The organism is Pseudomonas sp. SD17-1 (genome assembly GCF_029201585.1).
Lineage (GTDB): Bacteria > Pseudomonadota > Gammaproteobacteria > Pseudomonadales > Pseudomonadaceae > Aquipseudomonas > Aquipseudomonas palmensis.
Map to the genome: position 1 here is coordinate 4,934,646 of NZ_CP104044.1, position 12,471 is coordinate 4,947,116.

Consider the following 12,471-nt stretch of genomic DNA (forward strand, 5'->3'; position numbering starts at 1 on the left):
CGCCGGGTGAATACCGGCGCTGAGAACTGATCAGCTAACAAAAAGCCCCTGAAAAGGGGCTCTGCTGAAACTGGTTGCGGGGGCTGGATTTGAACCAACGACCTTCGGGTTATGAGCCCGACGAGCTACCAGACTGCTCCACCCCGCGTCAAAGCTGGGGCGAAAGTATACGACCGAACCCCGCGAGGGGTCAATCTAACCTCCACCTACAAGAAAGCCCGCTGTAGCGGGCTGTCTTGTTTCAATTGGTACCGAGAAGGGGACTCGAACCCCTACACCCTATGGGCACAACCACCTCAAGGTTGCGTGTCTACCAATTCCACCACCTCGGCAATACTACTTTGAAACCCGTTACTTCTGCTCTTGAGCTGGAGGTACATCGCCGGTGTTGCTGGCGGGTGCCTGTTGCTCCTGGAGCACCGGTACATCATCTGTTGCCGGCTTTTGCTGCTTCACTTCAAGTACCGCTGGATCTGGAAGCCCTACCTGAGTCAGCTGATGAGCTTTCTCTTTAGCAAAGTAACCTAACCCTAGGGCGGTTATGAAGAAACTGGCGGCAAGTATAGCAGTAAACTTACTAAGAAAGGTAGCAGAACCTTGGCTTCCGAACACAGTATTTGAAGCCCCTGCGCCGAAAGATGCACCTGCTTCCGCACCTTTACCCTGTTGCAGCAACACCAGCACTACCAAACCCAGTGCGCCCAACAGATGAAAAACTACTACGACTGTTTCCAGCATTTTTCAGTTTCCTGCGGCGCGACAAATTGCACCGAATTCGTCTGCGTTCAGGGAAGCTCCACCTATGAGCCCCCCATCGATATCCGGCATGCCGAACAGCTCAGCCGCATTGGCCGCCTTCACGCTGCCGCCGTATAGAAGCCGCACATTCATCGCGACCTCTGAATTCTTTGCCGCCAGTTGCTCGCGAATGGCCTTGTGCACATCCTGAGCCTGTTGCGGGCTGGCCGTGAGGCCGGTGCCGATGGCCCATACAGGCTCATAGGCAATGATTGCACTGGCGAAGGCCTCAACACCGAATGCTTCGATGATGCTGCTCAACTGACGCCCTACAACCTCAAGCGTCTTGCCAGCTTCGCGCTCCTCCAGGGTTTCCCCCACACAGAGCACAGGCTTCAACCCGCAAGCCTGAGCCGCAGCGAACTTGCGATTCAGTACTTCGTGGCTTTCGCCCAGTATCTGGCGACGCTCCGAGTGCCCGATCAGCACCAGCTCACATCCCGCATCGACCAGCTGACTTGGAGCAACCTCACCGGTCAGCGCGCCTTGCTGGGGCTCTACCGCAGAATCCTGAGCACCCACGGCTATCGACTTGCCCTGCAACCCTTCAATCGCTTGATTGATGTACAGGCAGGGCGGGAACACCGCGACTTCAACACCGCTCGGCAGGGCTAGATTGCTCAAGCCCTTGATCAGCTCAGCGACGCTGGCGCGGGTACCGTGCATCTTCCAGTTACCAGCTACCATAGGGCGACGCATGCTGTACCTCGTCGGTCAAAGTGGGCGCAGATGTTACCCAACCCGATCACCACTGGCAAGCGCTAATCAGGCGCAAACTTCAGTTACCAGCTTTGCCAGTTCCTCGGCATAGCCGCGCACCTGACTTTCGTCATCACCTTCGACCATCACACGCACCAGTGGCTCTGTGCCGGACTTGCGCAGCAGCACGCGACCACGACCCGCCATGGCCTCGGTGACCCGCTCGCAGGCCTGTTTGACCGCCGGGTGCTCAACAGGGTCTACCTTGCTCTCGCCAAAGCGAACATTGATCAGCACCTGCGGGCATTTGCGCAGCGCCTGACGGGCCTGAGCCAGGGTTTCACCGCGACGCTTGAGCGCCATCAGCACCTGCAGGGCAGCGATGATCGCATCCCCTGTGGTGGTATGACTGAAGCACACCACGTGCCCGGAGTTCTCGCCGCCGATGTTCCAGTCGCGCTCCAGCAGTTCGGCCATCACATAGCGGTCACCCACCTTGGCACGCACAAACGGTATCGAGAGCTCCTGCAAGGCCAGTTCGAGGCCCAGGTTGCTCATCAGCGTACCCACAACGCCACCATTGAGCTTGCCACGCTCCTGGAGGTCACGGGCAATGATGAACAGCAATTCGTCACCATCGACGATCGCGCCGGTATGGTCGACCATCAGCACCCGGTCACCGTCACCGTCGAACGCGATCCCCAGGTCGGCATGCCCTACCAGCACCGCCGCCTGAAGCGACTCGATATGGGTCGAACCGCAGTTCTCGTTGATGTTGAGGCCATCCGGCTGCGCTGCCAGCACCGTGACATCGGCGCCGAGCTCGCGAAACACGCTGGGGGCCACCTTGTACGTGGCGCCGTGGGCGCAGTCGACCACCAGCTTGAGGCCGGCGAAATCGGTACTGGTCGGCACGCTGCTTTTGCAGAATTCGATGTAGCGGCCGGCCGCGTCGTTGATGCGCGACACCTTGCCCAGCTTGCTCGACTCGACCACGGTCATGGGCTTGTCGAGCAACTCCTCGATCATCTGCTCTACATCGTCGGGCAGCTTGGTGCCCTGACCGGAGAAGAACTTGATGCCGTTGTCGTCATGCGGATTGTGCGACGCACTGATGACGATCCCGGCTTCGGCATGAAAGGTGCGGGTCAGGTAGGCGATGGCCGGCGTCGGCATCGGGCCGAGCAGCAGCACATCTGCGCCCGCCGCAGACAGACCGGCCTCAAGGGCCGACTCGAACATGTAGCCGGAGATACGCGTGTCCTTGCCTACGAGCACCCGGCAGGCGCCGAGCTTGCGAAAGGCCATGCCTGCGGCCCAACCGAGCTTGAGCATGAAATCCGGCGTGATCGGGTATTCGCCGACACGGCCACGAATGCCGTCGGTACCAAAATATTTTCTGCTCATAGTGAAATGCTCCGTCACTCTTATTCGGCGGCTTCAACCGCTGCAATCATCCGTACCACGTCGACGGTCTCGGCAACATCGTGAACCCGCAGGATGCTCGCACCCCGAGTCATCGCCAGCGCAGCAAGCGCCAGGCTGCCATAAAGCCGCTCACCGACCGGACGCTCCAGCGCCAGGCCGATCATGCTCTTGCGCGAAACGCCCACCAGGAGGGGGCGGCCCAGGCGATAAAGATCCTGCATATGCTTGAACAGGCTGAGGTTGTGCGCAAGCGTCTTGGCAAAACCAAAGCCCGGATCGAGCACAATCTTTTCGGCGCCGATACCCACCGAAGCACAGGCTGCCATGCGCTGCTCGAGAAACATCGCCACCTCGACGGTCACATCGTCGTAGTGCGGGTTGTTCTGCATGTCGCCGGGCTCGCCGCGCATGTGCATAAGGCAGACCGGCAAACCGGTGGCTGCAGCGGCATCCAGCGCGCCATCGCGGGTAAGCGAGCGCACATCGTTGATCAGCCCCGCGCCCAGGCGGGCAGTCTCGCGGATCACCGCCGGCGTCGAGGTATCGACCGAGATGATGACATCCAGCTCGCGACTGATCGCTTCGACAATGGGTGCAACCCGCTCGAGCTCTTCGAGAGCAGTGACCACGCGTGCACCTGGCCGGGTGGACTCCCCACCGACATCGACAAGCGTAGCACCGGCCGCCACCATCGCTTCGGCATGGCGCAAGGCCGCATCACGCTGGGTGAAGCGACCGCCGTCCGAGAAGGAATCAGGGGTTATGTTGAGGATACCCATCACATGGGTACGGGAAAGGTCGAGAACCCGGTTGCCGCAAGGCAACCGGGTTGGGTACTGCTGTGAAGTCATGTCAACCCTTAGAGCTGCGCCGCCGGACCACCGATCGGGGACTCGGGGCGATCACCTTGCGTTGCAGAGGTGCCCGAAGTGCCCGAACCACCTTCCCAGTCACGGGGCTCACGCGGCTCGCGACCGGCCATGATGTCGTCGATCTGGTCGGCATCGATGGTCTCGTACTTCATCAGCGCATCGGCCATGGCATCGAGCTTGTCACGGTTTTCGGTGAGGATCTGCTTGGCAGTGGCATAGCACTGGTCGATGATGCTGCGCACCTCGGAGTCGATCAACTTGGCCGTCTCGCCCGAAACGCTGGCGTGCTGGGAACCGGCACTGCGGCCCAGGAACACCTCGCCTTCTTCTTCGGCGTACATCAGCGGACCGAGTTTTTCCGACAAGCCCCACTTGGTGACCATGTTGCGAGCGATCTGGCTGGCTCGCATGATGTCGTTGGAGGCACCCGTGGTAACGCCATCGAAGCCAAGGGTCATTTCCTCAGCGATACGACCACCGTACAACGAGCAGATCTGACTGATCAGCGCACGCTTGGACAGGCTGTAGCGGTCCTCTTCCGGCAGGAACATCGTGACGCCCAGGGCGCGACCGCGCGGAATGATCGAGACCTTGTACACCGGGTCGTGCTCGGGCACCACGCGACCCACGATGGCGTGACCCGCCTCGTGGTAAGCGGTGTTCTGCTTCTCTTTCTCGGACATGACCATCGACTTGCGCTCGGCGCCCATCATGATCTTGTCCTTGGCCAGCTCGAACTCCTTCATCTCGACCACACGCTTGCCGCCGCGCGCAGCGAACAGCGACGCCTCGTTGACCAGGTTGGCCAGGTCGGCACCGGAGAAGCCGGGCGTACCACGGGCGATCACGGCAGGGTTCACGTTGTCGCCGATCGGCGTCTTGCGCATGTGCACCTTGAGAATCTGCTCGCGACCACGGATGTCGGGCAGGCCCACGACCACTTGGCGGTCGAAACGGCCTGGACGCAGCAACGCAGGGTCAAGCACGTCCGGACGGTTGGTAGCGGCGATCACGATGATGCCGTCGTTCATTTCGAAGCCGTCCATCTCCACCAGCAACTGGTTGAGGGTCTGCTCGCGCTCGTCATGACCACCGCCCATGCCGGCGCCACGGTGGCGACCGACGGCGTCGATTTCGTCGATGAAGATGATGCACGGTGCGTGCTTCTTGGCCTGCTCGAACATGTCACGTACACGGCTGGCACCGACACCCACGAACATTTCAACGAAGTCGGAACCGGAAATGGTGAAGAACGGCACCTTGGCCTCACCCGCAATGGCCTTGGCCAGCAGGGTCTTACCGGTACCGGGCGGGCCGACCATCAGCACGCCGCGCGGAATACGACCACCCAGGCGCTGGAACTTGCCTGGATCACGCAGGAACTCGACCAGCTCGCCAACCTCTTCCTTGGCTTCGTCGCAACCTGCGACGTCGGCCAGGGTGGTCTTGACCTGGTCTTCGGAGAGCAGGCGCGCCTTGCTCTTGCCGAAACTCATCGGCCCACCCTTGCCACCGGCACCGCCCTGCATCTGGCGCATGAAGAACATGAACACGGCGATGATGACCAGGATCGGGAAGCTGGCGACCAGCAACTGGGTCCAGATGCTTTGTTGTTCAGGCTGCTTGCCTTCGACCACGACGTGGTTGTCGACCAGGTCGCCGATCAGGCCGTTGTCGGCGATCGCGGGACGCACGGTCTTGAAGCTGTCGCCGTCGGTACGTTTACCAATGATGACTGCACCGTCGACCGTCACACGCTCGACCTTGCCATCCTTGACCTGCTGAATGAAGTCGGAATAGTTGAGGGTCTGCGGCTCGTTCGGGCTGGAGAAGTTGTTCATCACGGTCACCAGGACCGCGGCGATGATCAACCACAGGATCAGATTCTTTGCCATGTCGTTCAATTAGCTACCCTCTGAGGCAGGCCTTAGGCGCAGCCGTGCCTCGCATGATAATCACCGGCTTAACTTACTACATTACCTACATGTCTGCAGGCGCCGTCTGTAACCCTTTGTGAAACCTAGACTACACGATGTTCATCCAGGTCAGGCAGGACATCCGATTGGAAATAGCTATCGGATACCCTGGAAGCTGCCGGCCTGAAGCCCTACTCGCCCTTGTAGCCACGCCCCAGCATGTACTGCTCGCGGGAGCGATCGCGTGAAGAATCGGGCTTGAGCATCTGCACCTTGTCGAATTTCTTGCGGGCGTCCTTGAGGTAGACGTCAAACCCCTCGCCCTGAAAGATCTTGATCAGAAAATCGCCACCCGGCTTGAGTACCCGGGTCGCCAGATCAAGGGCCAGCTCGCACAGGAACATGGCCTTGGGCATATCCACAGCGGGCGTACCACTCATATTGGGGGCCATATCGGAAATCACAAGGTCTACGTGCGAATTACCGACCGCCTCGAGAATCTGCGCGAGCACTTCATCCTGGGTAAAGTCGCCCTGGATGAAGGTAACGTCGGGAATACTGTCCATTTCGAGGATGTCGGAGGCGATCAGACGCCCCTGACCGCCAATCAGACGACTGGTCACCTGCGACCAGCCACCGGGCGCCGCGCCCAGATCGATCACACTCATGCCCGGACGGATCAAACGGTACTTTTCCTGGATTTCGAGCAATTTGTAGCTCGCGCGCGAGCGATATCCGTCCTTTTGCGCCTTTTTGACGTAAGGATCGTTGAAGTGTTCTTTCAGCCAGCCAAGGCTTGTCTTGGAACGCGCCACTGGGCACCTCGATGATAAGGGTCGTGATTAACTGGGCGGATCCACGGGCCCTCGGGTAAAATGGCCGCCATTTTTACAGAATCTAGACAAAGGGTCAGATTATGCCGCTCAATAACGAGCAGAAGAAACAGTACAAATCCATTGGCCACGATCTGAAACCAGTTCTGATTGTGGCAGGCAACGGCCTGACTGAAGGGGTTATCGCCGAACTCGAGCGCGCCCTGGCCGATCACGAACTGATCAAGGTAGAGATCCGCTCGGAAGACCGCGAAGAACGTGCCGCCGCCATTGCCGCACTGTGCAAGGCCGGTCGCGCCGAACTGGTGCAGACCATCGGCAAGAAGGCACTGATCTATCGCCGCAACCCGCAGCCCAACAAGCAACTGTCGAACATCCACCGCTACAAGTGATGTTCGCGCCGTTCAGTGGCGCGCCTTGCGCGCCCTGCCCGGCGGCGGCTGCAGCACCAGCAGCAAACCGCTGAGGCCCAGCACCAGGTAGCAGAACAGCTGCCAACGCAACTGCCCCGCCCCGCCAACCCGCAAGACGAAATACATCACGCACGCCGCCACTGCCATCAGCAGCAGTTGCCCACGCATGTCTCGCCACAGGCTGGTCATCCCTTCGGCCTGAATCAGTACCAGCACCTGCACGCCGCAGCCCGCCGCCGCAAAGGCGACCAGCAGCGACGCGGCCAGCACGCCAAAATCTTCGATCAACAGCGGCGCCACGCCAATCTGGCCCAGCACCGGCAGTACCGCAAAATGCAGCATCCACACGCCGCCGACCCAGAGCACCTGGGCCAGCTGCCAGATCACTGCCGACGCGGCAAAGCCGCGCGGGCGATCAAATGTGACGGACTTCGACAATCTCGTACTCGACTGTGCCGCTCGGCGTCTTGATCACCACAGTGTCACCCTCTTCCTTGCCGATGATGGCGCGGGCGATCGGAGCACCGACCGAGAGCTTGCCGTTCTTGACGTCCGCCTCGTCCTCACCAACGATCTGGTAGGTCACCTGATCGCCGGTTTCGGTGTTTTCAAGGTTCACGGTGGTACCGAAGATCACCTTGCCCGTGTGGGCAATGGTGGTAACGTCGATCACTACCGCATTCTGCAGGCGGCCTTCGATATCGCGGATACGCGCCTCGACCATGCCCTGTTCTTCACGGGCAGCGTGGTACTCGGCGTTTTCCTTGAGATCGCCCAGCTCACGGGCTTCGCCAATCGCCTGGCTCAGGCGCGGGCGTTCAGTCTTGCTCAGGAAGAGATGCTCTTCCTCCAGGGCGCGAGCGCCCTGAACGGTCATCGGGTATTTGGTAATACTCATGCTTTGAGTCCTGCATGTAGATCCTGCAAGCGACGTACGGTTTTTTCCGGACCGAACTTCAGCGCTTCGCAGATGGCTTCACCGGCCGCAATGGTCGTGGTGCAGTAGATCTTGTGCTGCAACGCATTGCGACGAATCGAGTAGGAGTCGGCAATCGACTGGCGACCTTCGGTGGTGTTGATGATCAGCGACACTTCGTCGTTCTTGATCATGTCGACCACGTGCGGACGACCTTCGGTCACCTTGTTCACGCGACGCACTTTCAGGCCTGCCGCCTCGATGATCTTGGCGGTACCGGCCGTGGCAACCACTTCGAAGCCCAGGTTGATCAGGTCGCGGGCAACGCCAGCCACCTGCGGCTTGTCGTCGTCACGCACGCTGATGAACGCGGTGCCGCCGGTCGGCAGCACTTCGCTGGCGCCCATCTGGGCCTTGGCGAAGGCTTCGCCGAAGGTGTCGCCGACACCCATGACTTCACCGGTGGACTTCATTTCAGGGCCGAGGATCGGATCGACGCCCGGGAACTTCGCGAACGGGAACACCGCTTCCTTCACGCTGTAGAAGTTCGGAATGATTTCCTGGGTGAAACCGATCTCTTTCAGGGTCTTGCCGGCCATGACGCGAGCCGCAATCATCGCCAGCGAGGTGCCGATGCACTTGGACACGAACGGTACGGTACGCGAAGCACGCGGGTTGACCTCGATCACGTAGATCTTGTCGCCCTGCAGCGCCAGCTGCACGTTCATCAGGCCGACAACGCCCAGCTCCAGTGCCATCTTCTTGACCTGGTCGCGCACTTCGTCCTGCACGTGGGCAGGCAGCGAGTACGGCGGCAGCGAGCATGCCGAGTCACCGGAGTGAACACCGGCCTGCTCGATGTGCTGCATGATCGCGCCGATCACCACGTCGGTGCCGTCGCAGACCGCATCCACGTCCATCTCGATGGCGCAGTTGAGGAAGTGGTCCAGCAGCACAGGGCTGTCGTTGGACACCTGCACCGCTTCACGCAGGTAGCGCTTGAGTTCGTCCAGTTCGTAGACAATCTCCATCGCACGGCCGCCCAGTACGTAGGACGGGCGCACCACCAGCGGGTAACCGATGACGCCGGCAGCACGAATCGCTTCGTCTTCGCTGCGCACGGTGGCGTTTGGCGGCTGCAGCAGGTTCAGGCGCTGAACCATCTGCTGGAAGCGCTCACGGTCTTCGGCGCGGTCGATGGAGTCCGGGCTGGTACCGATGATCGGTACGCCGGCTTCTTCCAGGGCACGGGCCAGTTTCAGCGGAGTCTGGCCGCCGTAGTGCACGATGACACCCTTCGGCTTCTCGACACGCACCACTTCCAGCACGTCTTCCAGGGTCAGCGGCTCGAAGTACAGGCGGTCGGAGGTATCGTAGTCGGTGGAGACGGTCTCCGGGTTGCAGTTGACCATGATGGTCTCGTAGCCGTCTTCACGCAGGGCCAGTGCCGCATGGACGCAGCAGTAGTCGAACTCGATGCCCTGGCCGATACGGTTGGGGCCGCCACCCAGGATCATGATCTTGTCGCGGGTCGACGGGTTGGCCTCGCACTCTTCCTCGTAGGTGGAGTACAGATAGGCGGTGTCGGTGGCGAACTCGGCAGCGCAGGTATCGACGCGCTTGTAGACCGGGAAGATCTCGAGCTTGTGGCGGTGACGACGCAGGTTCTTGTCGGTGATGCCCAGCAGCTTGGCCAGGCGCTGGTCAGAGAAGCCCTTGCGCTTGAGGCGCAGCATCAGTGCCTTGTCGATATCGGCCAGGCCCAGGGTCTTGACCTTCTCTTCTTCCTTGATCAGGTCTTCCATCTGCACCAGGAACCAGCGGTCGATCATGGTCAGGGCGAAGATTTCATCCACGCTCATGCCCGAACGCATGGCGTCGGCCACATACCAGATACGCTCGGCGCCCGGCACGGTCAGCTCGCGCTTGAGGATGCTGACAGCTTCTGGGCTGGCCAGGTCGACTTTCGGGTCCAGCCCGCATACGCCGACTTCCAGGCCGCGCAGGGCCTTCTGCAGCGACTCCTGGAAGGTGCGGCCGATGGCCATGACTTCACCCACGGATTTCATCTGGGTGGTCAGGCGGGCATCGGCTTTCGGGAATTTTTCGAAGGCAAAGCGTGGCAGCTTGGTGACGACGTAGTCGATCGAAGGTTCGAACGAGGCCGGCGTGCGACCACCAGTGATGTCGTTCTGCAGTTCGTCGAGGGTGTAGCCAACAGCCAGCTTGGCGGCGATCTTGGCGATCGGGAAGCCGGTGGCTTTCGAGGCCAGGGCCGAGGAACGCGAAACCCGCGGGTTCATCTCGATCACGACCATGCGGCCAGTGTCCGGGCAGATACCGAACTGCACGTTGGAGCCGCCGGTTTCGACACCGATTTCACGCAGCACCGCCAGCGAGGCGTTGCGCATGATCTGGTATTCCTTGTCGGTCAGGGTCTGTGCCGGTGCGACGGTGATCGAGTCACCGGTGTGCACGCCCATCGGGTCGAAGTTCTCGATGGAGCAGACGATGATGCAGTTGTCCTTTTTGTCGCGGACCACTTCCATCTCGTACTCTTTCCAGCCGATCAGCGATTCGTCGATCAGCAGTTCCTTGGTTGGCGACAGGTCCAGACCACGGGCGCAGATTTCTTCGAATTCTTCACGGTTGTAGGCGATGCCGCCACCGGTGCCGCCCATGGTGAAGGACGGGCGGATAATGCACGGGAAGCCCAGCTTCTCGAGCACCGCATTGGCCTCTTCCATGCTGTGGGCGATACCCGAGCGCGGGCATTCCAGGCCGATGGCCTTCATGGCCTTGTCGAAACGCGAGCGGTCTTCGGCCTTGTCGATGGTGTCGGCGTTGGCACCGATCATTTCCACGCCGAATTTTTCCAGGACGCCTTCGCGCTCCAGGTCCAGTGCGCAGTTCAGCGCGGTCTGGCCGCCCATGGTCGGCAGCAGCGCGTCAGGGCGCTCCTTCTCGATGATCTTGGCCACCGACTGCCACTTGATCGGCTCGATGTAGGTGGCGTCGGCCATGGCCGGGTCGGTCATGATGGTGGCCGGGTTGGAGTTCACCAGGATGACGCGAAAACCCTCCTCGCGCAGGGCCTTGCAGGCCTGGGCGCCGGAGTAGTCGAATTCGCAGGCCTGGCCGATCACGATCGGGCCGGCGCCGAGAATCAGGATGCTTTTGATGTCTGTACGTTTTGGCATGGGTTGTCACTCAAATCCGCGGGTCAGTGGGCAAGCTGTGTCGAACAATCCACTCGAGGAGCGCCTGAACGCGGCCTGTGCCGGTTCAGGGCTGCCTCCGGGGGGTGCTCAGCGGCGCTTGGCCATGGCATCGATGAAACGATCAAACAGTGGCGCGACGTCGGTCGGGCCCGGGCTCGCCTCAGGGTGACCCTGGAAGCTGAAGGCGCTCTTGTCGGTGCGCTCGATGCCCTGCAGGGTACCGTCGAACAGCGACTTGTGGATGGCGCGCACGTTGCCAGGCAGGGTCGCTTCATCTACCGCGAAACCGTGGTTCTGGCTGGTGATCATCACCACGCCGGTGTCCAGGTCCTGGACCGGGTGGTTGGCACCGTGGTGACCATGACCCATCTTGACGGTCTTGGCACCGGAGGCCAGGGCCAGCAGCTGGTGGCCCAGGCAGATACCGAACACCGGCACTTCGGTTTCGAGGATTTCGCGGATCGCCTGGATCGCGTAGTCGCAAGGCTCGGGGTCGCCCGGGCCATTGGACAGGAACACGCCATCGGGGTTGAGCGCGAGCACTTCGCTGGCCGGGGTTTGCGCTGGCACCACGGTGACGCGGCAGCCGCGCTCGACCAGCATGCGCAGGATGTTCAGCTTGACGCCATAGTCGTAGGCCACGACGTGGTACGGCAGCTCGGCGGCGTCGATGGTCGGGTGGCTGTCGGTCTTCAGGTTCCACACGCTGGAGCGCCACTCGTAGCGGCTCTTGGTGCTGACGACCTTGGCCAGGTCCATGCCCTTCAGGCCCGGGAAGCCGCGCGCGGCTGCGATGGCCGCCTCTTCAGAAATGTTGTCGCCAGCCAGGATGCAGCCGTTCTGCGCGCCCTTCTCACGCAGGATGCGGGTCAGGCGACGGGTGTCGATACCGGCAATGGCCACCACATTGTTGGCCTTGAGGTAATCGGACAGCGACATCGTGTTGCGCCAGTTGCTGGCGATCAGCGGCAGGTCACGGATGACCAGGCCGGCCGACCAGACCCGATCGGACTCGGCGTCTTCCGGCGTGGTGCCGGTGTTGCCGATGTGAGGGTAGGTCAGGGTAACGATCTGCTGCGAGTAAGAAGGGTCAGTCAGGATTTCCTGATAGCCGGTCATTGCGGTGTTGAACACCACCTCACCAACGGTCTGACCGTCGGCTCCAATGGCCTCACCGCGAAAAATGCTGCCATCGGCAAGGGCGAGTATGGCTGGCTTAGTCAAGAAGACCTCCCAAAAATAAAGCCTGAAGGGGCGATCGCAGGTTGCAAAAAAGCGGAATGACGTATAGACACGTCACCCCGCTTTCTTCGTCGAATTATCTGCGCGCTTTTAGTGGACACACTAAAGCTGTAGCTTACAGAAAAAGGCTTTT

At 60.9% G+C, this 12,471-nt stretch carries 11 protein-coding genes and 2 tRNA genes; 1 reads left to right on the plus strand and 12 read right to left on the minus strand.

The annotated features are described in order from the left end of the window. Positions 1–71: 71 nt before the first annotated feature. From N0B28_RS22490 to rlmE, 8 genes are all read right to left on the minus strand, one after another. Positions 72–148 (minus strand) — tRNA-Met (locus tag N0B28_RS22490). 98 nt (positions 149–246) lie between these two features. Further along, positions 247–332 (minus strand) — tRNA-Leu (locus N0B28_RS22495). Positions 333–351: 19 nt separating this feature from the next. Beyond that, positions 352–738 carry a preprotein translocase subunit SecG gene (gene secG, locus N0B28_RS22500; RefSeq protein ID WP_078481335.1) on the minus strand — a complete coding sequence of 129 codons (387 nt, stop codon included), beginning with the start codon at positions 736–738 and terminating at the stop codon, positions 352–354. A gap of 3 nt (positions 739–741) precedes the next feature. Then, the gene (tpiA, locus tag N0B28_RS22505; protein WP_275728882.1) at positions 742–1,497 is read right to left on the minus strand and encodes a triose-phosphate isomerase; all 756 of its coding nucleotides are present in this window, start codon (positions 1,495–1,497) and stop codon (positions 742–744) included. A 66-nt stretch (positions 1,498–1,563) separates the two neighbouring features. Next, positions 1,564–2,904: a phosphoglucosamine mutase gene (gene glmM / locus N0B28_RS22510; protein ID WP_054916542.1), complete on the minus strand. Its 1,341-nt coding sequence runs from the start codon at positions 2,902–2,904 to the stop codon at positions 1,564–1,566. A 20-nt stretch (positions 2,905–2,924) separates the two neighbouring features. Further along, positions 2,925–3,776 carry a dihydropteroate synthase gene (gene folP / locus N0B28_RS22515; protein WP_043863824.1) on the minus strand — a complete coding sequence of 284 codons (852 nt, stop codon included), beginning with the start codon at positions 3,774–3,776 and terminating at the stop codon, positions 2,925–2,927. Between the two features lie 8 nt (positions 3,777–3,784). After that, positions 3,785–5,692, minus strand: coding sequence for an ATP-dependent zinc metalloprotease FtsH (ftsH, locus tag N0B28_RS22520; RefSeq protein WP_043863825.1), 1,908 nt, complete (start codon positions 5,690–5,692; stop codon positions 3,785–3,787). Between the two features lie 212 nt (positions 5,693–5,904). Beyond that, a complete protein-coding gene (rlmE, locus tag N0B28_RS22525; RefSeq protein WP_043863826.1) occupies positions 5,905–6,528 on the minus strand; it encodes a 23S rRNA (uridine(2552)-2'-O)-methyltransferase RlmE in 624 nt (207 codons plus the stop codon). 101 nt (positions 6,529–6,629) lie between these two features. Between rlmE and yhbY the strand changes: the two genes are divergently transcribed. Further along, entirely contained in the window at positions 6,630–6,938 is a 309-nt protein-coding gene (yhbY, locus tag N0B28_RS22530) for a ribosome assembly RNA-binding protein YhbY (RefSeq protein WP_038606752.1), read from the plus strand. Positions 6,939–6,950: 12 nt separating this feature from the next. On the opposite strand, the gene N0B28_RS22535 is transcribed toward yhbY, so the two are convergent. From N0B28_RS22535 to carA, 4 genes are all read right to left on the minus strand, one after another. Further along, entirely contained in the window at positions 6,951–7,346 is a 396-nt protein-coding gene (locus N0B28_RS22535; protein ID WP_275732100.1) for an MFS transporter, read from the minus strand. Between the two features lie 28 nt (positions 7,347–7,374). Next, complete coding sequence (gene greA / locus N0B28_RS22540; protein WP_078481340.1) at positions 7,375–7,857, minus strand: transcription elongation factor GreA; 483 nt, start codon at positions 7,855–7,857, stop codon at positions 7,375–7,377. Then, the gene (gene carB, locus N0B28_RS22545) at positions 7,854–11,075 is read right to left on the minus strand and encodes a carbamoyl-phosphate synthase large subunit (RefSeq protein WP_210014085.1); all 3,222 of its coding nucleotides are present in this window, start codon (positions 11,073–11,075) and stop codon (positions 7,854–7,856) included. Before carB ends, greA begins: the two co-directional genes overlap by 4 nt. Positions 11,076–11,183: 108 nt before the next feature. Then, a complete protein-coding gene (gene carA / locus N0B28_RS22550; RefSeq protein ID WP_043863829.1) occupies positions 11,184–12,320 on the minus strand; it encodes a glutamine-hydrolyzing carbamoyl-phosphate synthase small subunit in 1,137 nt (378 codons plus the stop codon). Between the last annotated feature and the right edge of the window lie 151 nt (positions 12,321–12,471).